The sequence below is a fragment of the Paenibacillus sp. 598K genome, assembly GCF_003851045.1.
Taxonomy (GTDB): domain Bacteria; phylum Bacillota; class Bacilli; order Paenibacillales; family Paenibacillaceae; genus Paenibacillus_D.
The window spans coordinates 71,022-94,965 of the sequence record NZ_BFBX01000036.1; the positions used below are offsets into that span (position 1 = coordinate 71,022).

Here is a 23,944-nt window from a genome sequence, read left to right on the forward strand (position 1 = left end):
GAGAGAAAATCGAATGTTATTCGAAAAGAAAAGACTGCGAGCTTTATTCATTTTCATGTTAGCGTGGGTCATGCTATTAGAGCCTCCGACTTATGCGCTTGGATCAGTTGATGAAAGTTATAACTATGATGGCATGGCGGAGGAATTGGTAGAAGCAGTTGATATTGGTTTTGAGCGTGTAGATGAAGTAATCCCGTTACAAGAACTTCCGCCTGTCAATTTTGAAGGTATTAGCAACGAAGAAGAAATTGATTCGATCCTAAAAAAGCTTGCTATGCAAGAACTGGAATTACAGAAAACGTCAAAAGGTCTGACTTATAATTATTCTAAATCAGAAATTGAACAATTACTTCTGAACGGCGTTTCGCCAGATGATATCTATCTTTCTTACTTCTTGGCTAACGAGCTTCAAGTAGAGCCGGAACAGATCCTTCAAGAAAAGCAGAAAAGTGAACTAACGTGGGAGCAGATGGAGGAAGCAGCAACACAGCAGAATTCATCCGAAAAGAGCCTCTTCGAGGTTGAGAGTAACTTAGAGAAAGTTGAACTTTCTGAAGAAGTGCTGACGGATATAACTGATGAAGCGCTGACGGACATAACAGATGAAACACTGACCGACATAACAGATGAAACACTGACAGAAACAGTTGTAGAAGATGGAACTTTACCTGAAGAACTGCCGATAGAGATTGAGGTTCCGGAAATTATAACCGAAGAAATGCTTGATGAAATTGTAATGGACGAAAATAGTGCATTAAACATGCTCGTCTCCAATGTAAACAGTGTAATTAACGGGCTAATCACACAACAAATGATTAATCAGACGAATAAGCCTCAGTATGCCGACCGTGAGGGGAACAGTGAATTTATAGACCCAGTAACCGGGAAACTAGTCGTTAAACAGTTGCATATCTCATTGCCCGGACGGGATGGCTTGGACCTAAACATTGGTACTATGTACGACTCCAATCAATCGTTTCATTTTGTTCAAAATATTGGGTCTCCGTGGGAGTTGAAGAAAAACAACTATTGGCTGACGCGATACGACTTAGGAGCAGGGTGGAGCTTTCAGTTTCCTTCTGTACAAAAATCTGAAGGGTATTTATTTTACCATAATGGACAAGGTGCCGTTTATACAGTTGAAATGAACTCCAGTGATTCTCTAGTTAACTATACTCATTTAGTAGGGTATCAAGGCAAGGATTTGCGTTTTATGGATGACCTCCAAGGTCAATTTTCTAATGGAACTGAGAATTCTAGATATTATTTAGAGTATGCGGACAAAAAACGTGAATATTTTGCGAGTGATGGACGTCTGTTGGGGATTCAAGATAGATTCGGAAATAGAATTACTTTTAATCATATTGACCGAATAACCTATGATGGTCAAACTAACAAAGTTATCTCTGCCATTACAGACAGTATTGGCCGTGTAGTACGTTTTGATTATGAGACAACATTACAAAATCCTAGTGCCTTTAGTGGGGAGGCTATCTCAGTAAGGGTTTATAATAATAGCAATGACACAATAACGAGACAAGAAATTGAATTCCAAAAGACTAGAGTAGCCTCGAATTATAATGGTGTTTTAGATGGGAAATACTTACCAATATTGCATGACTACAAAAACCAATTGGGTGAATATACCTACTATAATCATGAGTTCTTTCTATCCAATTTCCATCCGATTTATAAAACCCACACGAGCTATTCAGGTAATAACTACGGGCTCTATCTAACCCATATTAACTCTCCAAGCTCGTATGTCTATTACGAATACGAGAAGGTGGGTCGAAACTGGACCTCATCCGGCTTCACAGAAGAATATCGCGCAAAAAAACGTTACAATACTTTAAAAACTTCTGGGGCAGCTCAAGGAGAGTACCAACGCGTAGATTACACATATAACGGAGATTACACAGGCTATCCTACTTATTCGAATTCAGCTTCGCTCCCTCAGTCGTATAATTATTCATCTAAAGCTACGACAGTTAGCTCTACAGCTATAAATGGACTGGCTACGACCTATTTATATAACGGTGAGGGAAAGCCTATATCAACGGAGACAAAGGCAGCAAACGGAGAGAAAAAACTCCTTCGGAATCTGAGCTTTGATAGTACTTTCAAGTATTTGCCGACTCTTGTTCAACAGGAGATTTATGCGGCTGGAGACACGGCTTCCGCAGCAGAAGTTCTACAACAAAAGAATGTTTATACTCCTTGGGGAGGACTAGCAAGTGAGACTGACTTTGTTCCTGTTGCTGAAGTGAACAACCCTGTTCATGCAATTTCTTATGTATATGAGCCAACATATAATTTTTTGCAAACTAAATCTTGGTATCAGGGTGCCAATGCCGGTCCATTCACAGATACTTACACGTACTATTCAAATGGTAGGCTGAAAAGTTACAAAAATGCAGTATCTGAAACGACAAATTATTGCTATTACACTATCAATACAAGTCAACAAGAGCTTAACAACTGCACAAATTCTTCACAGCAATTGTCAGGGCCTGTTACTAAAGTTATTGAGACGAAAAGCTTAGGTAATTCAAAGTCCACAAGAAATGAAACGATATTTAAATCCGAAACACAATACGCCTACCCTGGTGAAATAAGTAGCCGTATAACAACTCGTAATGCTAATGGCCAATCTATCGAACAAATAGTCAAAAAACATATGCAATATGATATAAGTTCTGGAAGATTATTATCAGAGAAAGATGGCGATAACAACGAAACGGTATACACGTATGATCTTCTTGGGCGGGTTAAGACGGTTAAATTCCCTCAATTCACAAATTTAGAGGGGACAAAGTATGAAGCAGTTGATGAGTATTCTTATATTAACTCAGCAGTACCTAGTACAGCATTTGCAGATATAAAATCAATTTATAGCTTGAGGGTGGACTATAAAAGAAAATACACTAATAAAACCACTAATGCTTCACCAATTTATTTGTCCAATAAATCAAGCCATTATGATGGTCTCGGAGGTCTTCTATACGAGGTTACATCAGGAAGCGGCAGCACACAGATACAGCAATTCAAATATAATGATCAACGAGCTTTAACATTGTCATTGGACCCTATGGGGAATTCCATAAGTGCCGCTTATAGCGTTTGGGGTGAATTAGCTGAAACAATAGACCCTTTCGGCAATTTAAGTGTTACAGAGGCCAAACTAAAAGAACGAAAGCAAGTCCATTACTTTGTAGCTGCAGCGGATATTTCTGCATATAGAGCTAATCCATCCTCAAATAATTTGAAGTCTAACTACGTAGAGCAAAGCTATGATATCAAGGGACGGTTGATTTCAAATAAGGCTTATCCGAACTGGCCTAGTCAGTCTTCACCAATCATTGAGAGCTACCAATACGATAATTTGGGGAATCTTACTCATTACACAGATCCAAATACAAACTTCAGCCTTCCAGGTTCCGTTACAAATCAATACAAGTATGATGGACTAAACCGTGTTGTGAGCATTATTGATGCATTGGATCAACACACGGAATATCAATATGATCCTAATGGTCAATTAAAACAGGCTACAATCCGCAAAGGATCCTCGGGGCCGCAACAGACTATTTTTAAAAAGGACTATACTGAAAGTGGAGGGCTTGCTACGAAAACTGATCCAGCGGGTCGTCTGGATCAGTATGGGTACAATCAAATTGGACTTCAAGTTTCAAGAAAAGACAGGAACAATACTTTATTTTCAACACAATATGATGAAGGTTATCGTGATGTTATAAAATCAGCATCTGCAACGAATGGTCAGAGTCTGCAAACACGTCTAACGGTGGGTAGCGGTTCAATTCTGAAAGATAAGATTGAAATGCTTCAAAATGGCGTTGTTTCAAGTACGATTACGAATACGATGGATAATTTGAAACGAGTGACTAATGTTTCAAGTGTGAGTTCGGGATTTTCGGCTTTCACAGGGATGAGTTATGATAATAATAACAACTTAATGGTGCTTTCTTCGGGTAGTACATCTTCTTCTTCTTCTTCTTCTTTATTTTCGACAAGATATAAATATGATCGTACTCGTCTTGAAATGGTGCAAACGAATGGGCAACAAACTATAAATGATTCTGATGTAGCTAATGTTAAATATTCTTATTTTCCAAATGGTCAACTGAGATCTATAACCTATCCGCACTTAACTGATAGTAGTATACTAAGAACTGACTACACGTATAATGCTCTTGGAAGAATGACCAAAATAGAAAATAAAAAAGGAAGTACTGTTTTATCTTCGACAACTTACCTCTATGACAGCAATGGGAATACTACAAGCTCGACACAGGAGATGCAAGGCCAACCAACTGAGGCTAATCTGTATTCGTATGACAGATTAAATCGGTTAATAGGAATTACGCGTTCTGATGGTAGTCAAGCTACCTATACGTATGATTTAAAAGGAAATAGGCTGACTACTCAAGACAGCCGAGGAATGATTTTTGATGTATCAGATCAGTCCTTTACGTATGATTTATACAATACTCTCAAGCAAGTCATAAAATCAAATAATACTACTAATTTCGAGTACGGCCCAGATGGGCTTCGTTATAAGAAAACAAATGGAAGCAATGTAACGCAGTACCGTTACAATACAAACAAAGAAGTAATTGCAGAAGTAAATGCGAATAATCAAGCTATTGCACATTACGTTCGAGGTGATCGGTTGCTAGTGAAGAAAGAAGTAGCGACGTCAAAGGATTATTATTATCTTTACAACGGCCATGGAGACGTTATTCAGATTATAGATACTTCTGGCTCGATTGTTAATAAATATCGCTATGATGAGTGGGGAAATGTCCTTCAACGAGATGAGGGGATAGAAAATTCGTTTTTGTATGCCGGTCAACAGTATGATAAGGAAACCGGATTATATTACTTGCGCGCAAGATATTATGATCCGGCAGTAGGGCGTTTTTTAAATGAGGATACGTATGAGGGGCAGATTACGAATCCACTGAGTATGAACCTTTATACATATGTAGAGAACAACCCTATAAATTGGATTGATCCATCAGGACACGCAAAGGCTTCTGATAATGCACACTTGACGGGGTTGGTTCAAGGCTATACGGATAAATGGAACCGGGCTCAGCAGAATATCAATACTATTAATCATACTGTGAAAACTTGTTCTACAGTAACTTTGTGTCAGAATGCACAAACTATGCTGCCTCTAATAGATTATTACAAAGGTCTGCAGAAGGAATATGAAATGGGAGCGGATGCAGTAAGAACTTCATATTATAAACTGCATGGTATGGCGATCCCTTCTGATGTAAAATACAGAAGTTCATCTATAACTGCCCCTAATGTGACTGTGCAGTTAAATTCGTTGATGTCTGAGTTTAATACAGATTTTAAGGACAACACAGAGAATTCTGTTACTAAATTAAGGACATTTGTGAATAATGTAAAGACAGGTGGAAGAGTTGATGTGAAAAATTCACATTTTAAGGACAACTCGTATTATATATATAGTGGTGAGCTTTATAGAAGAGATGATTTAGGTAATATATATTTTGGATACGCAGGTAAAGTCTTTGGATATGATGATACTTTCCTTAAGAGTGGAGCGGGTATATATCAAATATATTCCGGGACATCAGAATGGGGATATGTTTCCTCATATTTTGATGACCCTAGAGATTCTGCCATGATACAAGTGGGTATCGATATCTACAATTCAATTTATAAATAAGTGCAGCTACAAATATAAGCTTAATGTTTTGTTGAAAAATGAGATAATCGTCATAATGCACACGAATAGAATCGGCCGCTTTGATGCGCGGAAGTAACATTACTAACGCTGTTAGTTATTTGGTGCTAGATACTGTCTGTTGTTTTCCTAATCAGAGGTAAAATCGGTCCAACGACAAAAACGAGTGAAACGGAATAGGAGTCGGTGATACTATCGAGACTGGATGATTTTGAACTCTTAGTCTTGAAGAATATCGTACTCGGCTCCGATTTCCGTTATTCCCTCTATGGGGGTTCGGTTGTATTTTCTAACTAAAAGGCCAGAAAATCACTTCATTTCCAATTAATTCGGGTGAAAGGAGTGAGTTGATTTTACAAATTCGATATACGAGGGGAAATAAAATGACAAGAGCTTCTTTTATTTTGTTTAATCCGATAATAAATGTAATTTTATTGGTGGTGGCATCTTTTTTTGTTCTTAACTTTAATTGGGCTTTTACATTAGAGTTTATAGTTGCCTTTTCGGTAATTGTTGTCACGGTGAATGCCCTAACTTTTTTGTTCTTGTATAAAAGAGAGTTTTGGAAATATTTTTTTAGTAATATCGGAATATTTCTTTCATTCTTGTTGTTGTACCTTGTTTATAAAATAACGATGGGTACAGGAGGTAGTCAAGGTGATCAAGGGAACATTGCAGTTGGGCTGGTGCTTTTAGTAACATTTTCGATAACATTGTTATCAAGTATAGTAGGTGGCCTAATTGGGTTGGTATTGAACAGAAAACTTAAAAATTCAATTAAGTATAAGTAAATTTACGTAAAGCCAAATTCTTAGGCTATAACGAAGGTGTCGGCAAAGTATCTCAGAACAGTTTTATGGTGATAATATCAAAGCCCAACGACACTCGATAACAATTCAGTATTGACAACAACCCCAATACTCCTTATGATTAGAAAATATTGATACTTACTTTTTTAATGTCATCGCTGTGCCTGTGAGGAACATCATAGCTGCGCAGCGAGATGCGAGGTATAGTAGCAGTAATACATGATACGCATAGAGATCTTCGGGGCAGGTGCAATTCCTGACCGGCGGTGATGCTGCATAAGCTAAGCCCGCGACTCCCCAAGCCGATCACGGCAGGGGGACTGACCTGGTGAGAATCCAGGGCCGACGGTATAGTCCGGATGGGAGAAGATCGCCATTTAAAATAAGCCCGCGGCTTGTTTTATTTGGCTAGCCCCGTTTCGCGCCACTTTGCGGAACGGGGCTTTTTTGAGCAACTCCATAGCAAGGGTACACCCCTGAAGGTTGATGCGAGAAGAGGAGCAATCAACCATGAGTAATCTGATGTCGTCGTCCCTGTTCAAAAATCAGACCGTCAAGCCTGCGTTCTGGTTTGTCGTCCTCGGCTCCGCCCTCTGGGGCGTCGATCCGCTGTTCCGCAAGCTGCTGCTCGAGCATCTGACCTCGACGCAGATTACGCTGCTGGAGCATGTGCTGCTCGTCTTGTTCATGTCGCCCGTGATGTGGAAGCATCGTCAGCAGCTGAAGCTGCTCAAGCTTCGTCATCTAGGCGCGCTGCTGTTCGTCTCGTGGGGCGGCTCGGCGCTAGCAACGGTGCTGTTCACCCAAGGGCTGGCGTCGGGCGACCTGAACTCCGTGCTCTTGCTGCAGAAGCTGCAGCCGCTGTTCGCAATCCTGATGGCGAGATGGCTGCTGAAGGAGCATCTGCCCCGCTCGTTCGGAGGATTATTCCTCGTGGCGATCCTCGGTACGTACTTGCTGACCTTCGGCTGGCAGCTGCCGTTCTCGAATATGAGCGAGGTGCTCCAGGCCGGCAGTCTGATGTCGATCGGCGCAGCGATCCTGTGGGGCGGCTCCACAGTAATGGGACGTTACCTGCTCGGTACGGTCAACTATGAGACGGTCACATCGCTGCGATTTATGCTCGCGCTGCCGCTGCTGCTGGCGATGACGCTGACGGAGCGTCAGATCTGGTCGCTGCCCGGCGAGGCGGGTGGCCTTGCCCTGATGGGCGTCAATCTGCTGTTGCATGCGCTCTTGCCAGGCTTGCTAAGCCTGCTGCTGTACTACAAAGGACTCAGCCGCATCAAAGCCTCGTATGCAACCTTGGCAGAGCTGAGCTTCCCGATGGTCGGCGTGCTTATCAACATGGCCGTATTCCGTCAGGTTATTACGATCCCCCAGATCGTCGGCTTTATCCTGATCTGGGCCGCGCTGCTGCTGATCTCGCGTCAGCAAGAGCAGAAGGCCGGGGCGCCCGCAGATCTGCCGCAAGCGGTGGCCTTGAGCGTCGTCGATGGCGGCCAGCCTTCTCGAAGAGTGGTCTAATTGGAGAATAGGGTGACGTTTGTTCCATAAGCAAGCACCAAAACCATATGCCGGACGAGAAAACGTAATGTTTTCTCGCCCGGCATTTTTTTGTTTTTCTTGCGCTGACGGAACGGGGAAAAGCTGCCATTTGCTGTTCATCCCATTGCCGTACCACGACTCAGTGTACATTTTTGCAACTTCTATGCATAGAGGATCGGCTGGAAAGGGTGCTAGACTGTTCCAATGAAGATCATCTCATAAGGATAAGGAGGAAGAACGCATGAAAGCCACGCCATCATTGCTGAACAAGACACTGTCATACGTGTTGGCTGTAACTGTAGCTGCTTCCGGCATTCTGCCATTGTCAGATGTTCGCGCCAAGGCAAGTGCGTCAACGACGGACAACGGGCTCTCGCAGGATGCGCCATTGCTTGTCGAGAACGGTCTACCACGCGCCGAGATTATTATTCACTCCGATGCCGACGACATGGAGCATTATGCGGCCGAAGAATTGCAGGACACGATCAAGCTCGTCACCGGAGCAGAATTGCCGATTTATGTCCGTGATGAGCTGTTGAGCGAAGCTGTGAATGTATCGCTTGGCGAAGGGCAGCTAGAGGTTGCGGAGGCAGGGAATTATGATCTGTCGATCAACTTCACCAATGACGACACCACCTTGAAAGCGGTATCAATCGGTGCGCCTGCTGTTGCAAACCCATTTGATGTTGCGTTGAATGGAGGATTCTCGCTTGCGCCAGGGCAGACAGGTTCGGTAACGGGCTCCCTGTTCGTACCGCCAACGGCAGAGGACGGGAACTATACGGTACGATTTCAGCCTTATGTCGACAATGTTGTCTATGGACCGGAGCTTGAGCTGACGGTTCGGGTCAAGCGCAATCTGCTGGAGCATGGCGGGTTCGAAGCCGGCCTCAGCGACGGCTGGTATTCGCCTGCGGGTACGGCCGCTCTCGATACGGACGTGAAGCGAAGCGGCGAGGCGTCGTATCGTCTGGGGGCGGATACCGGCAACACCTTTAATGTGCGTTCCACCCAAAGCTTCGAGACAGCGCCTGGCTCTTCTTATGTATTGAAGGCGTGGATGAAGGGCGAGAAGGCGGGGAATGCCAAGCTGCAACTAAGCGAAGTGGTCGGTTATACGCAAACCGAAGTTTTTGCAGTCGATGCAGCGGTTACGACAGAATGGCAGCCATTCACCGTCAATTATACCCGTAACCCGTCACATCAATTCGATACGAACTGGATAGTGATGTCGTTCAATCAAGCGAATGGCCCCGGCCGGCTGTGGATCGACGATGTGACGCTTGTCGAGGCGCCGAATCCGCCGGTCGAGCCGACGGGTCCGCCGGCGCCGGGCGTGATCTCGCAAGGCCGCTTCCAGATCGTGGTCGGAACGCTGGACCGATGGTCCGACTTTACGGCGATTCAGCAGACCTACGCCGGGCATCTGCAAGGCTCCGACGGCTTTGCGGTGCACAGCGAGGGGAACCGTGTCTTTATTGTAGGCGATGAGCCGCGTGGCGTGCTGAACGGGGTCTACGATTTCCTCGAGGAGAATGCGGGTGTGCTCTGGACGCGGGCTTCGGAGAAAGGGACGCTCTATGAGCCGCAACAGGATCTGGCGCTCCTCAAGTCGGATTACTGGGAGCGATCACCCTTGCAGGTGCGCGGCTGGCTGACGCTGGGCCTGAGCGCCGACAATGAAATTCAGGGCGATCAGGCGACCGACAGGATGCTGGCCCGCAACAAGAACAATGCCCGCATGTCGGCGCATGATGCGACGCGACAAACATGGGGCAGGATGAAGGCTGACGGGCTTGAACCGATCATGCTGGGGCATAACCTCAATTATTGGCTTCCAAACGCGGAGTATTTTGACGATCATCCGGATTACTATAATACAGATCAGCAAGGCAATTATATCCCGCTGTCTGCCAAGACGCAGTTCAATTTCTATCATCCGGATCTGCCGCATCTGTTCGCAGAAAAAGCGAAAGCTCTGATCGCGGCAACAGGTACGGAGTATGTAGGCGTAGGCTTGAACGACAACTCCAGCTTCTATCAGGCGGGATTGTCCGATCAACCGTTTACGACCGAGGAAGGCCTCGTCGTGCAGCCGAGCGATCCGTCCTACATGTCTACCGTGTTCTTCACCTTCCTCAACAAGATGGCCAGAGAAATCAAGCTTACTTATCCCGATGCCAAAGTTGTAGCCTATGCTTACACCTTGACGGAGGAGCCTCCCAAGACGGCATTGGAGGACAATATTATTGTCGTCTATGCGCCGCTGTATGAGGATGCGCGCATCACGTTGGACACGGACGATACGAGCAGCGCGAATTACAGATACAAGCAACAGCTCGAGGCCTGGTCGCTGAAAACGAAAAATATCATCGTCTACAACTATTACGGAAGCTTTCCTTCCACCGACTTTGAGCGGCCTATCGCCGAGAAAGTAAAGGAAGATGTACAGTTCTATCGCGAGCTGGGGATTATGGGCGTGTTGCCAGAGGGAACGATCGATTCGTCCAACGAAGCCTGGGGCGTCAATGCCCTGCAATATTGGCTGATGAACAAGCTGTTCTGGAATCCGGACGAAGATATCGAGCAGTTGAAAACGACGTTCATCAACAAAGCATACGGTGCGGCCGCCGATGCGATGAGCACTTATTATGCGCTGCTGGAGCAAGGCTGGGCTTATGATGACGCGCAGCAAACATGGGCGACGAGCGGGAAAACGTTGTTCCGGCAATATATTGTCAGACCTGGTATAAGAGAGACGGCGCGGGCGGCGCTGAACGAAGCCTACGGCCTCGCGGATGTACAGGCCAAGGCGAGAATTGCCCCAATCAAGGAAGCGTTCGAGCGAATGGCGCTGGCTGTCGGCGACAATATCGATGTTTCGACCCAAGCGATCAAAACGAACTATACGAAGCAACAAATTTTGTCGACCTTTGATTTCGATGCGGCTCCTTGGTCTAGTGTCGAGACGCCGGTGACAGACTTCAAGCATATGCAGACCGGAGCAGCGCCATTAGTCGATACCAAGGTGTATACGCTATGGGATGACGACTATCTATACATCGGATACGAAAACTTCGATCCCGATGTCTCGCTCATACGGGCACATCCGACGGCGCCCAACGAGTGGTGGGTCAATTCGGACGATGATTCGGTAGAAACGTATCTGCTCGACGGGATGGGCACCGGCTATTACGCGCTCATGTCGAATTCGCTAGGCGTCAATATCGATTACAGTGGTCCTGAGGTCAGTCCGGCCTGGAATGGCGTCTGGGAGTCGGCTGCTGTCGTGAAGCAGGACCGATGGGTCGTCATTCAAGCGATCCCCTTCAGTACGATCAATATCGCATCGCCGGAGGCCGGGATGGTTGTGATGGGGCATTATTTCCGCAATTACCACCGCACGGGCTCAGGGCTTGGTCTGTATGGCTGGGACGGCGGAGCCGTATGGAACGTAGGAGAATTCAAGCCGATTATACTTACCGACGGCCCTTCGACACCGCCGCTCGCGCCGAGCACGCCGTAGTCGACGACTGAAGGGATGGAGCAGGAGCGCCGTGCTCCTGCTCCATTGGCCGTCCATTTCGGAGGGATAAGATTGAAGGACAGGGTGAGTCGACATTTCACGGAGCCCGGTGGATTCACGAGCGGAATCGAGGGCCCGGCATGCGATCCAGACGGCTATCTGTATGCGGTCAATTATGAACGGCAAGGCACGATCGGCAGGGTGTCTCCTCAAGGCGAGGCCGAGGTATGGGTCGAGCTGCCAGAGGGGAGCGTCGCCAGCGGCATTCGCTGTAATGGACAAGGGAATCTGCTGGTCGCCGACTATGTGGGCCATCAAGTGTTGCACATCAATCGGACGACTCGGGCGATCTCGGTCTGGGCGCACGAACCGGCGATGAATCAGCCCAATGATCTTGCCATGATGCAGAACGGGACGCTGCTGGCGAGCGATCCGGATTGGGACCGAGGGACAGGGAATATATGGAGGGTGGCTCCTGATCGGACGGTAACGTTGCTTGATGGGGACTGCGGGACGACGAACGGCATCGAGATCAGTCCGGATGAACGGATATTGTACGTGAATGAAACGGTGCAACGACGCATCTGGGCGTACGATCTGACGGCAGACGGGGATATCGCAAACAAGCGATTGTTTATCCAATATGACGATCATTTGCTGGACGGGATGCGATGCGATATGCAAGGCAATCTCTATGTGACTCGCTACGGCAAGGGGAGCATCGCGGTGCTGTCCCCGGAGGGCAAGCCGCTAAGGGAGATCGAGGTTATCGGCAACCATGTGACCAACGTAACCTTCGGGGGGCATGACGGCCGGACGGGCTACGCTACGGTCGCGGATACCGGCAATGTGCAGCGCTTTGATGTGGATCATCCGGGAAGATGCTGGGGAATGTGGCGTTGCAGTCATGCAGCAGGAGAGGACAGAAGCAAGGGGGAAGTGCGAGATGTCGCAAAAAGAGCTTTCAATGGAGTTATTGACTAACGAGCATTGGTGGGGAGGACGGGTAGCGGATGGACGGAGTATGCCGTTCGGGCATAGCCTCCATCAGGTCGATTTATCGTCGTCGCATTTGGGCAATCAGGCGTCTCCGCTATTGCTGTCCAGTAAAGGCAGATTTGTATGGAGCGAGTCCGCCTTCGACTTCACGTTCGAGGACGGACGCCTGACGGTTCGATCCCACGGGGACGAGCTTATGACGGGCGAAGGCTATGGGACGCTGAAGGGCGTATTCCGACATGTGTCCCGCACCTTCTTTCCGCCAGCTCCGGAACTGCCGGAGCCGCTGCTGTTTACGGCGCCGCAGTACAATCTGTGGATCGAGCTGCTCTATGAGCCGACGCAGGAGAAGGTGCTTCAATATGCCAGGTCGGTATTGGCATGCGGTATGCCACCAGGAGTGATTATGATCGACGATAATTGGCACGAGCCTTACGGCAACTGGCATTTTCACTCGGGAAGATTCCCCAACCCCGCGCAGATGGTGCGAGAGCTGCACGAGATGGGGTTTCAAGTGATGCTGTGGGTTTGTCCGTTTGTCAGCCCGGATTCGCCTGCATTCCGCGAGCTGGAGCCTGCCGGACTGCTGTTGAAGGACAGCCACGGGCAGACTGCCATTCGCAAATGGTGGAACGGATACAGTGCGGTGCTCGATTGCACGAACCCCGATACGGTCAACTGGTTCAGCGCGCAGCTTGATCGCTTGCAGCGTGAATACGGGATCGACGGCTTCAAGCTGGATGCCGGGGACAACGAATTTTATGAGGCGGGGGACCAGAGCTACGCGCCAACTACGCCCAACGGACAATGCGAGGCCTGGGCGCGCGTCGGGTTAAGGTATCGGCTGAACGAGTATCGCGCCTGCTGGAAGCTGGCGGGCCAGCCGTTGGTGCAGCGCTTGAAGGACAAGAGCCATGAATGGCGCGGCAACGGTCTGGATGCATTGATCCCGGATGGTCTGGCGCAGGGATTGCTGGGCTATGCCTACAATTGCCCGGACATGATCGGCGGCGGGGAATATCTCAGCTTTACGACGTCCCGACTCGATGCAGAGCTGTATGTGCGCTACGCGCAATGCTCGGCCTTATTTCCGATGATGCAGTTCTCTGCGGCGCCTTGGCGCGTGTTGGACCAGGAGCATCTGGGCTACTGTGTCGAAGCGGCCAGGCTTCATGCGCAGTTGGGCGGGGAGATCCTCGAGCTGGCGGAGCATGCGGCCCGTACGGGCGAGCCTATCATGCGGCATATGGCCTACGAATTCCCCGAGGCTGGCATGGAGCAGATCAAGGATCAATTCATGCTGGGGAGCCAATGGCTCATCGCGCCTGCCCTGGAGAAGGGGATGCGATCCAGAGAGGTCGTATTCCCGACAGGCCGATGGGAGGGCGATGACGGAAGCGTCGTCGAAGGACCGACGAGGCTGACGATCCCGGTGCCGCTGGGCAGACTGCCCTATTACCGCAAACAATAGTCATCACTACACACTGGATAAGGAGACGGAGATCCGTGGCGCAATTGAGAGACAAGATCATACTCATTACCGGAGCCGCCGGCATGTTGGGCGCGGCAGCCGTGCATATGTTCCTGGAGCGTGGCGCGATGGTAGCCGCATGCGACGCCAGGCCGATGCCGGATGACGGGATGCCGGGAGCGGACATGGCGCCGCGCTTTCTGTTCGTCGAGGCTGACATGACCGACGAGACGCAGATCATCCGGCTAATGACGATCATTCAGGAGCGGTTCGGCCGTCTGGATGGTCTCTATCACAATGTCTATGTCAACCGCACCGCCCTGATCGTCAATCAAACATTGGCAGATTGGGAGGACGCCGTTAGAGGCACATTGACCAGCACCTTCCTGATGAACAAGCATGCTGCCCGGCAGATGAAGACCAACGGGGGCGGAGCCATCGTCAATACCTCCTCTATTCTGGGCGCGGTTCCTGTACCGGAGAATGCGGCATATGGCGCGAGCAAAGCGGCCGTCGAGCAATTGACCCGGGTAGCGGCCGTTGAGCTTGCTCCCTGGCATATTCGCGTCAATGCAATCGTTCCAGGAGATTTTAAGTCCGAGGAACGGATCGCCAGCTATACCGAACGACAGAAGGAAGCGATCCGGGAGCAAACGTTGATCGGACGAAGCGGACTGCCCGATGAGGTGAATGAGCTGGCGGCATTTTTGCTATCCGACGCCGCTTCCTATGCGACCGGGTCGATGTACCCGATAACGGGGGGCTTCGGCTTATGAGGATCGTCGCAGTCGCCACGGAATATCGACCTAATTCCCATGCGCATATGATTGTTGGCCGATTGCTGGGTGAATTCACCGATTATACTCCCCAGGTTAAGGTCGCCGCCCTTTATCTGGATCAATATCCGGCCAACGACACGGGCCGAGAGACGGCGGCCCGCTTGGGCATTCCGCTGTTGGGCGATATTCGCGAGGCGATAGGCCATGCGGAGCGCAGCGGCGGGGTGCACGGCGTGGTCATTATTGGCGAGCATGGCGATTATCCGCTGGACGAATGGGGGCGCAAGCAATACCCGAGATATCGGTTTATGCAGGAGGTTCTTGACGCATTGGCTGAGCTGAATGTACGCGTGCCGATATTTTCCGATAAGTTTTTGTCCTACCGGGTCGATCAGTCTGTTCGCATGTTCGAGATGCTCAGAGACGGCGGGATTCCCTTCATGGGCGGTTCTTCGATTCCGCTGGCGCCCAGGAGGGATATGCCCGCCAGTCATCACTTGGCCAGCGCGCGGGAATGGCTGGTCGTGAGCTTCTCCTCGGAGCTGGAAGCGTATGGCTACCACGCGCTGGAGGTGCTGCAGTCGCTTGCCGAACGCAGAGCAGGCGGGGAGCAGGGTATCGCGGGGATCGAGGCGCTGCAGGGCGATGCCGTATGGGAGGCGATGGATCGTCGGCAATGGCCGGAGCCATTGCTGCTGGCTGCGCTTAAGCCGGTACGGGCTGCCGATGCGCCTCATCCGAGAGCGTCTGCGGACAGGACGTATCTGCTTACGGTTCATTACAGGGACGGAAGCAGAGGGTATGTGATTCAGCAGACAGGCTTGGCCGAGCAATGGAGCTTCGCCTTTCGCGATGGCCGCGGGGACGTGTTTGAGTCGGTATGCTTGAGCGATAACGAGTGGCCCTTTCGTCATTTCGATCGGATGACACAGATGCTGGAGCAATTTATGATGACGGGTATTCCCCCTTTCCCTGCCGAGCGAATATTGGTGTCCAGTTGCCTGATTAATCGTGCGATGGAAGCATTGCATACCGGTCGTTTTATTGCGACGCCGGAGCTTGAGATTTATTACGACAGGAGATGTGCGGACGATGAATAGAGAAATCGAAGCAAGCGATCGTCAACCCTTGCCCTTTTCTTCGGCTACTGCCTTTGAGAACCTGGTGTTTGTATCCGGTCAAGGCGGGCTGTTGCCCGAGACGGGGGAGATCGTTGGCCCCGACCTGGAGTCGCAGACGATTCAGACGTTAGAAAACATTCGGACCATTTTGGCCGAGGCCTCGCTAACGATGCAGCATATTGTCAAAGTCAATGTCTATTTGAAGGATCGCAAGCATTACCAGGCGTTTAACGAGCTGTACCGACAGTATTTCCGTGCCCCTTATCCCAGTCGAACCTTGGTGTATTGCGATCTGAACTACGATCTGCTGGTTGAGATTGATGCGATAGCAGCCAGAGGCAGGGAGGGGGCCGACGAGCGTCATGACGATCGAGTTTGAACAGCTTACGCGAGAGCAACTGAAGCATAGAGCCCGGGATGGGTATGCCGCTGTAATCCCGCTGGGAGCGATCGAGCAGCATGGCCCGCACTTGCCGACGGGAACCGATACGTTCGTCTGTCGGGAGGTGAGCCGACGAGCGGTGCAGCTCGCGGCGGATAAGGGAACCAGGCTCGTGCTGTGCCCGGTGTTGCCGATCGGGTGCTCCTCGCATCATCTCGCCTTTGGCGGGACTTTGTCGTTTGCATCGCATACGTATCTTTGTATACTTAAAGATATCGGCAACAGCTTGATTGACAGCGGTTTTCAGCGGATCGTATTCCTTAATGCCCATGGAGGCAATGAATATCTGATGCATCAGGCGGCAACGGATCTGGCGGTACAGCATCCGGTCTGGACCGCTTCGGCTTCGTACTGGACGATAGCGCAGACGGCTCTGGAAGCCGTCGCTGCCGCCGAATCGGGACCTGTGCCCGGACATGCGGGAAGCTTCGAGACGTCGCTTGTCATGGCGCTTGACCGGGCGCATATCGATCGGTCGTCGATCGGCAAGCATCATCCGGAGCGCGATTGGCTAACGGGCGTGATGCCCGGCACGTTTATCGGTCGTCACATGGAGCTGACCGGAGTGAACGGCTATACCGATGCGGCCGATCAGGCAACGGCAGCCCAGGGCAGGACATATATCGAAGCGATCGTACAAGCCGTATCATCCTGGCTGGTCGATACATGCAGCCGCATGGACGAAGCGGATAGCGGCAAGTGAGGTAGACTGTCGAAGCGGGGGCTGTTGCGCAAGCGGACGGCCTCCCGGTTCGCGATAGCTGACCTAGTAGAGAGCGTCATAGCAGAATAAGCAAGTCAACTTGGGGGGTAAGCTTATGTCCAACGATACGTTGAAGGTGCTGGTAGTCGACGATGAAGCTCCATTGCGGGAGGAACTGAGAGCCTTCGATTGGGGCGTTCACGGTTTGGAGTGTGTCGGGGAAGCGGATAATGGATTGGATGCGCTTTCTTTTTGTCGCAGACATCGACCGGATATCGTCATTACGGACATAACGATGCCTGTCATGGACGGTATTACCTTCATGCGCCAGGTACGGCGAGAATTGCCGGATACGCAGATTATACTGCTCACCTGTCATTCGGACTTTGCCTATGCCAAGGAATCGATCGGGCAGGGGGCCGTTGATTACTTGCTCAAGGTAACCTTAACGCCGGCTGAGCTGATCCAGGCGCTTGACCGAGCGCGGCAAGCCTTGCAGAAGGACGGTATGCGAAGGCAAAATGCGCGGGAGGAAAAGCGTTGGGAGCTCGCGCGCCAGCTGTCGAAGCTGTTGGGCGGCAGCCGGAGCAGCGCAGCGGCGCCTGAAGCGAAGACGGCTGTATACCGATTTTTGACGGACGAGTTGGATTGCAGACTGCCCCTGCACTTCGCCGCTCTGCACGTCGATGCCAAATCAGACGCGTGGATGCTGGCAAAGCGCGTGCTGGAGCAGCAGCTTGGTCTTCTGGAGGAGCAAATGTCGTTTCGGTATTTGCCAGCGATGGAAGGCGTCTTTTTGGTGTTCGCCGACCAGCAAGGCCCGTTCAGGCTAACGATGACAAGGGAGAAATTAGCCGCCATTGTCGATCGGCTCCGCAGCCTGCTGGAAGAGGAAGCCGGGTTGCTGCAGGACGAGCTCAGCATTTGCGGCGTGTTCGGGCCGCTGGCCGATTCGCCGGAGCAAGCGGAGTCGGGTATGGCGGAGGCGATGAGGGAGCAGCCGCTCCGATTTTATGACCGAGGCCGATTGGTCTGGGACAGCGGGGAGGAGCAGACGTTGTGGCCTGGAGAGCGGCACAAAGCTGAATTTGACGAGCTGCTGGCCGAGCATATTAATCCTGCTCAGGCGCGTATGTCTCAGCTTGGGAGCTCGCTCGCGGACTGGGCCTTTCAGCGCAGACTGCATCCGGACGCCTTCAAGGAGCTGGCGAATGAATGGAGACGGGAGTGGCTAAAGGATGATCGGACATGGCCTGAATTTTCTCAGATATCCAAGGCGGTGATGAGGGCCGATACGGCCGAAGAGCTGGTCGCTGTGATCATTCATGAGATGGACGCCGTGTGGGACCACGAGCGCAAGCCGCGCCGGGAGATTGACGATGCCATGCGTTATATCAAGTCCAATCTCGGCAAATCGCTCACTTTATCGATCGTAGCGGAGCAAGTCGGACTGAGCGCCCATTATTTGTGTCGCCTCTTTCCGGAGGAGAAAGGGGTCTCGTTCCAGGAATATATCAAGCAGCAACGCATGGAGATGGCGGCTCGCTTGCTTCGGAGCACAAGTCTGCGCATCTACGAGATCGCCTGTCAGGTGGGCGTGCCCAGCTACCGCTACTTCTCCTCGGTCTTCCGCGAGTATGCCGGATTGTCGCCTACCGAATACAGGAGACAAGGACCGTTACAGCATTAATACCTATAATTACAACATTACTGTATATTGGGGCAGCCATAACGAAGTTACAATGAACCTATGAAAGCGTCGATCATGGCTCTCATGCCAGCTTTCATAATAACCAGCGTAACGGAGGCGATGGATGGCGTAAGAAACCGGGAGGATGAGACCGATGCAGGCAGTCAGGGATCAGAACAACAAGGACGGCGATCCTGTCAAAGGAGGAGATCGTCTCTCAGGCGGTTGGCGGCTCCAAAACTGGAGCATGGCAACGAAGCAATTTTTGCTGCTGTTCCTCGTTACCGTCGCTTTGTTTACGTTCCTGGCGGTCAACAACTACACGCAGACTTCCAAGCTGTTCAAGACGCAAATTATGAACGACGCTCAGACGTTAATGGTGCGAACCAATCAGTTTCTGGACTCCTACCTTGACAATGGGCAAAATATATTGCTGCTGCTCACGACCCAGGCCGAGTTTTTGAAGCGCGGAGAAGAACGGGGAATATCCGAGTTTTTGCGATCCATCGCGACCGTGAACAGTCATATCGTGAAGACGTTGTACATTGTCCGGGAGGACGGGGAGGTATTCTGCAACGCGCAATTGGTGTGCGATGTGATGAAAAACCCTGCTTTGCCGGGAATTTATGAACAAGCCAAAAAAAATTATGGGGCGATGGTCACCCAGCCTTATTATTCGCCGTTGTCGGGACAGACGGTAGCGATCGCCAGGCCGATATCCGATCAGCGAGAGCAGCCATTTGCAGTTGCGATTGTGGAGCTGGACTTGAAGAAGCTGCATCAAAAAATGATCGATATTTCGTCCGCGACCCAAAGCTTTATGTTGCTCTCCAACGAGGATCGCCTCGTCTTATATGACAGGGAGACCAATCTGTTGCCCGCTATGCCAAACTCGTATCTGACCGAGCTGTCGGAGCAGACGATCGCGGAGGCGGGTCGTTTGAAGCTGGGCATCGACAGCTATGCAGGTCCTCAAGGGGAGCTTGTCACGCTGCGATCGGGCCAAAATCGTCTTGGATGGAGTCTCATCCTGTTTTTCAAAGAAGAGTTTTTTTATCAAAGCATCGCCGTATTATTCGAAACGTTCCTGACTGCAGGAGCGATCATGTTCGTCGTATTGCTCTTGATGGCGCTCATCATGTCGCGTTTTCTCACGCGGCCGATTCGCATGCTCGCTTTGAAGCTCGACAGAGTTCAGGATTCGATCGTCGTGCCTCAGATTACGATTACGCGGCAAGACGAGATCGGCAGACTGACGCGCAGCTTCTACGCGATGCTGGAGCGGATCCAACAGCTCATTGTCAAGACCAGGGAGATGGAGGAGCGGAAGAAGGAGCTGGAGCTTAAGGTGCTGCAAAGCCAGATTTCGCCGCATTTCCTATACAATACGCTGGCATGCATCGGAAGCCTCGCCCGTCAGCAAAGGCTCGGAGAGGTGGGGGAGACGATTCGTTCGCTGGTCGGCATTCTGGAATTGACCTTCGACAAGACCCGAGCGGAAGTGACGGTAGCGGATGAGATTCGGGCGCTGAAGCAGTACATCCAAATTCAGAACATTCGATATATAGGAAAGTTCGAATTTCGCTGCGATATCGATCCGGGCATGGAGCATTGCTTGATTTTGAAGCTGACGCTGCAGCCGCTCGTCGAGAACGCTATATTTCACGGCATATTGCCGACCAAGTCGTACCCCGGCGTCATTGCGGTCAGGGGGAAACGGTACGGCAACCGGATGACCTTCCTTATATGCGACAACGGCGCCGGCATGGCCAAGGCTCGACAAGCGGAGCTGCTTCAACCGGGACCTCATGGGAGGAGCAAGGATCGGCTAACCGGAATTGGCGTATCCAATGTGCAGGAACGATTGCGGCTGCACTTTGGCATGGCTTACGGGTTGCGCATACGCAGCACGCTGGGCAAGGGAACGTGCATCCGCGTCACCCTGCCCGCTATACCGTATCATGAGCACTTGGGCAACAGGATAGAACGGAATGGAGGAAGCGAGTAACCAATGATCTGTATTCCCCGGTATTGGGAAAATCCCGATATCGTACAAGTCAACCGGGAGGCGCAGCGCGCCAGCTATATTCCTTATCCAAGCCGCAGCCTCGCTGTAGCCGGCCAACGCGGCAGCTCGACCAGCTACCGCTCGCTGAACGGGCAATGGCGGTTTCGCTACTGTTCCTCGATAGCGGACGCAGACGAGGGCTTTTATCTTCCCGGTTACGATACATCGGACTGGGACGGGCTGGTCGTCCCATCCTGCTGGCAGCGCAACGGCTATGATCAGATGCACTACACCAATGTGAACTATCCGATCCCCTGCGACCCGCCTTACGTCCCGGACAATAATCCTGCGGGCTTGTACGTCCGCGAATTCGGGATGCCTGCCGAGTGGTCGGACAAGGAGGCATATATTGTCTTCGAGGGCGTGAATGCCTGCTTTTACGTCTGGATCAATGGCGAGCTGGCGGGATATAGCCAGGGAAGCCGGATGCAGGCGGAATTCCATATCGCCCCCTATGTGAAGCCAGGGAAAAATACGATCGCCGTGCTCGTCTTGAAGTGGTGCGACGGTACGTATCTGGAAGGCCAGGATATGTGGCGCTACTCCGGCATCTATCGCGATGTATATGTCCTGGCGCGAGACAAGGAGCATATCAGGGATGTCTATAATAAGCCCGAGCTGAGCGAGGATCTCGGTCAGGCGGTGTTGAGCAGCGAGCTGATCGTCAAGGGCGAGCTGACGGTTCGGGCAGAGCTGCTCGATCAGGAGGGCAAGCAAGTCGCGTCGAGCGTTGACGTCATTGCCGACGTCGGTCAGTTGACGCTTCGCGTCGATCGTCCGAACCTTTGGAATGCCGAGACCCCTTATTTGTACACGCTGCTGTTGACGGCGGGGACGGAGGTGCTGGCATTTGACGTCGGCTTCCGGACGATCGAGATCGTGCAGGGGGTCTTTCGAATCAATGGGCGTCCGGTCAAGCTCAAAGGGGTCAATCGTCATGAGTCCCATCCGGTGCTCGGACATGCGATTCCTGTGAATAGCATGCTCCAGGACTTGAAGCTGATGAAGCAGCACAATGTGAATACCGTCCGAACCGCTCATTACCCAAATGATCCGCGATTCCTTGAGCTATGCAATCGGTACGGCTTTTATGTAATCGATGAAGCGGATCTGGAATGCCATGGGATGGGGCGCGAAATCACAGGCAATCCGGCATCGTTCCATCGATTGGGACAGGACCCGCTCTGGCGGACAGCCTTCCTCGACCGGGCGATCCGCATGGTAGAGCGCGATAAAAATCATCCCTGCATCGTCATGTGGTCGATCGGCAATGAGGCGGGATACGGTGCGAATCATCAGGCGATGGCGCATTGGGTCAAGTCGAGGGATAAGTCGCGTCCGGTTCATTACGAAGGGGCCGCTCCCATCAACCTGGGCGATAGCGACCGATCTTGTCTGGATGTAGAGAGTCGCATGTATGCTTCATTAGAAGAGATGGAGGCCTACGCATCGGACCCGGAGCAGGAGAAGCCCTTTTTTCAATGCGAGTATAGCCATGCGATGGGGAATGGACCAGGCGACTTGCATGATTATTGGGAGCTGATCTATCGCTACCCGCAGATGATGGGGGGCTGCGTATGGGAATGGAGCGATCATGGCATCAAGCGAGAGGCCAATGAGCAGTGTGACGGCCAGCCGGAGCATTATGCCTATGGAGGGGACTTCGGAGAGCAGCCGCATGACGGCAACTTCTGCATCGACGGTCTGGTGGCGCCGGATCGCACGCCGCATACGGCCTTGCTGGAGTTGAAGCAAGCGATTGCGCCGATCGACTTCGAGGCGATGGACCTGTCGCAAGGCTTGATCGGCATCCATAATCGATACGACTTCAGCGATCTGGGGCAGGTCAAGATTCGATATCGGCTGGAATGCGAAGGGGAGATCCGGGCCCAGGGCGAGCTGGAGCCGGTGGAGCTGTCCCCCGGGTGCAAGACGACTGTTGCTCTGGGCGGCTCATGGCCGAGCCTGTATGCCGCTGCCCCGGCGAGATCCTGTCTGTTGCTGCGGGCGATCACCTCGCAGGACGACTGGTGGAGCGATGCCGGACATGAGCTCGCGTTCGCCCAGTTCAGACTGGCGGAGCAGCCGGGCATGGACGCCGTGCCAGATGGGGAGCGCGCGTTGCCCGCTGTCGGTCTTGATGTGCAGGAGCAGGGCACGATGCTGATCGTCGCAGGCGACGAGTTTCGTTATGGCTTCGATCTGCGGCAAGGCAAGCTGGCCCTCATCGAATCGCACGGCCTGTCATTGCTCGACGAACCGGCCGAGCTGACGATATGGCGGGCTCCGATGGACAATGACATCTTCATCCGGGAGAGCTGGGAGCGGGAAGGCTATGATCGCGCAGTACAAAAAACATACGCATCCAGCTGGACCTACCTGCAGGAGCGCAATACGGTGGAAATTACGGTCCGCTACTCGCTGGGAGGCTATAGCAAAGGTCCGGTTGTGCGGGGAACGATGCGGTGGCAAATCAATGGCTCGGGCGAAGCCGTATTGCAGGTGGAGGCGAACGTCGCGGAGCATTTGCCCTTCCTGCCGCGCTTCGGCTTGCAGCTCTCGATGCCTGCCGGACATGAAGAGGTCGAATATTACGGATACGGGCCGCATGCCAGCTATATCGATCGTCGACATAGCACGCGCCAGGGACGTTATCTGACGACGGCGGATGACATGATGGAGCATTATATTCGTCCGCAGGAGAACGGCGCGCGATATGGGACGGAATGGGCGACGGTCACGAATCTGCAAGGGATGGGGTTATGGTTTGGCGCGACGAAGCCGTTTTCCTTTGCCGTCAGCCACTACAAGCCCGAGGATCTCGCGTCCGCCACGCATGACTTCAAGCTGAGCGAGCTGAAGCGGCCCCAATCGATCGTTCATCTGGATTATAAGATGAGCGGTTCCGGTTCCCATGCGTGCGGACCGGAGCTGCTTCGCAAATATCGGCTGGAGGAGAAGGCGTTTGCGATGGAGGTGGCGATTCGTCCGATCTTCAAAGAGGATTGGCAGTCGCATGGGACGTTCGTCAGCAAGTGGTAA

General features: G+C 51.4%; 13 protein-coding genes and 1 riboswitch. All 13 genes read left to right on the forward strand.

Going from position 1 to position 23,944, the window contains the following annotated elements:
• Window positions 1–13 precede the first annotated feature (13 nt).
• The 13 genes from PA598K_RS12970 (at window position 14) to PA598K_RS13030 (ending at window position 23,944) form a co-directional block, all read left to right on the forward strand.
• Window positions 14–5,728, forward strand: a complete 5,715-nt coding sequence (locus PA598K_RS12970) for an RHS repeat-associated core domain-containing protein (protein ID WP_128657374.1) — start codon at window positions 14–16, stop codon at window positions 5,726–5,728.
• A gap of 401 nt (window positions 5,729–6,129) precedes the next feature.
• Window positions 6,130–6,537 (forward strand): hypothetical protein, encoded by a 408-nt coding sequence (locus tag PA598K_RS12975; protein WP_128657375.1) that lies wholly within the window; start codon window positions 6,130–6,132, stop codon window positions 6,535–6,537.
• Window positions 6,538–6,785: 248 nt separating this feature from the next.
• Window positions 6,786–6,930: riboswitch (FMN riboswitch) on the forward strand.
• A 135-nt stretch (window positions 6,931–7,065) separates the two neighbouring features.
• Window positions 7,066–8,082: a DMT family transporter gene (locus PA598K_RS12980; protein ID WP_128657376.1), complete on the forward strand. Its 1,017-nt coding sequence runs from the start codon at window positions 7,066–7,068 to the stop codon at window positions 8,080–8,082.
• A 262-nt stretch (window positions 8,083–8,344) separates the two neighbouring features.
• Window positions 8,345–11,629, forward strand: coding sequence for a DUF4838 domain-containing protein (locus PA598K_RS12985; RefSeq protein WP_128657377.1), 3,285 nt, complete (start codon window positions 8,345–8,347; stop codon window positions 11,627–11,629).
• 72 nt (window positions 11,630–11,701) lie between these two features.
• A complete protein-coding gene (locus PA598K_RS12990; protein WP_260405386.1) occupies window positions 11,702–12,613 on the forward strand; it encodes an SMP-30/gluconolactonase/LRE family protein in 912 nt (303 codons plus the stop codon).
• Window positions 12,576–14,099 (forward strand): glycoside hydrolase family 31 protein, encoded by a 1,524-nt coding sequence (locus tag PA598K_RS12995; RefSeq protein ID WP_128657379.1) that lies wholly within the window; start codon window positions 12,576–12,578, stop codon window positions 14,097–14,099. The genes PA598K_RS12990 and PA598K_RS12995 overlap by 38 nt, the downstream gene beginning before the upstream one ends.
• Window positions 14,100–14,134: 35 nt before the next feature.
• Window positions 14,135–14,875, forward strand: coding sequence for an SDR family NAD(P)-dependent oxidoreductase (locus PA598K_RS13000; RefSeq protein WP_260405387.1), 741 nt, complete (start codon window positions 14,135–14,137; stop codon window positions 14,873–14,875).
• Window positions 14,872–15,978 carry a hypothetical protein gene (locus PA598K_RS13005; protein WP_128657380.1) on the forward strand — a complete coding sequence of 369 codons (1,107 nt, stop codon included), beginning with the start codon at window positions 14,872–14,874 and terminating at the stop codon, window positions 15,976–15,978. Before PA598K_RS13000 ends, PA598K_RS13005 begins: the two co-directional genes overlap by 4 nt.
• Complete coding sequence (locus tag PA598K_RS13010) at window positions 15,971–16,378, forward strand: RidA family protein (RefSeq protein WP_128657381.1); 408 nt, start codon at window positions 15,971–15,973, stop codon at window positions 16,376–16,378. The genes PA598K_RS13005 and PA598K_RS13010 overlap by 8 nt, the downstream gene beginning before the upstream one ends.
• On the forward strand, window positions 16,362–17,144 hold the full coding sequence (locus tag PA598K_RS13015; protein WP_128657382.1) for a creatininase family protein: 783 nt from the start codon (window positions 16,362–16,364) through the stop codon (window positions 17,142–17,144). Before PA598K_RS13010 ends, PA598K_RS13015 begins: the two co-directional genes overlap by 17 nt.
• A 115-nt stretch (window positions 17,145–17,259) precedes the next feature.
• Window positions 17,260–18,834, forward strand: a complete 1,575-nt coding sequence (locus tag PA598K_RS13020) for a response regulator transcription factor (protein WP_128657383.1) — start codon at window positions 17,260–17,262, stop codon at window positions 18,832–18,834.
• Window positions 18,835–18,988: 154 nt separating this feature from the next.
• Window positions 18,989–20,842, forward strand: coding sequence for a cache domain-containing sensor histidine kinase (locus PA598K_RS13025; protein WP_260405388.1), 1,854 nt, complete (start codon window positions 18,989–18,991; stop codon window positions 20,840–20,842).
• A 3-nt stretch (window positions 20,843–20,845) separates the two neighbouring features.
• The gene (locus tag PA598K_RS13030; RefSeq protein ID WP_128657384.1) at window positions 20,846–23,944 is read left to right on the forward strand and encodes a glycoside hydrolase family 2 TIM barrel-domain containing protein; all 3,099 of its coding nucleotides are present in this window, start codon (window positions 20,846–20,848) and stop codon (window positions 23,942–23,944) included.

Coding starts and splice junctions, on each gene's coding strand:
- PA598K_RS13025 (WP_260405388.1), top strand. CDS start 18,989: ATGCAGGCAGTCAGGGATCAGAACAACAAGGACGGCGATCCTGTCAAA.
- PA598K_RS12985 (WP_128657377.1), top strand. CDS start 8,345: ATGAAAGCCACGCCATCATTGCTGAACAAGACACTGTCATACGTGTTG.
- PA598K_RS13010 (WP_128657381.1), top strand. CDS start 15,971: ATGAATAGAGAAATCGAAGCAAGCGATCGTCAACCCTTGCCCTTTTCT.
- PA598K_RS13015 (WP_128657382.1), top strand. CDS start 16,362: ATGACGATCGAGTTTGAACAGCTTACGCGAGAGCAACTGAAGCATAGA.
- PA598K_RS12970 (WP_128657374.1), top strand. CDS start 14: ATGTTATTCGAAAAGAAAAGACTGCGAGCTTTATTCATTTTCATGTTA.
- PA598K_RS12975 (WP_128657375.1), top strand. CDS start 6,130: ATGACAAGAGCTTCTTTTATTTTGTTTAATCCGATAATAAATGTAATT.
- PA598K_RS12980 (WP_128657376.1), top strand. CDS start 7,066: ATGAGTAATCTGATGTCGTCGTCCCTGTTCAAAAATCAGACCGTCAAG.
- PA598K_RS13005 (WP_128657380.1), top strand. CDS start 14,872: ATGAGGATCGTCGCAGTCGCCACGGAATATCGACCTAATTCCCATGCG.
- PA598K_RS13020 (WP_128657383.1), top strand. CDS start 17,260: ATGTCCAACGATACGTTGAAGGTGCTGGTAGTCGACGATGAAGCTCCA.
- PA598K_RS13030 (WP_128657384.1), top strand. CDS start 20,846: ATGATCTGTATTCCCCGGTATTGGGAAAATCCCGATATCGTACAAGTC.
- PA598K_RS12995 (WP_128657379.1), top strand. CDS start 12,576: ATGTCGCAAAAAGAGCTTTCAATGGAGTTATTGACTAACGAGCATTGG.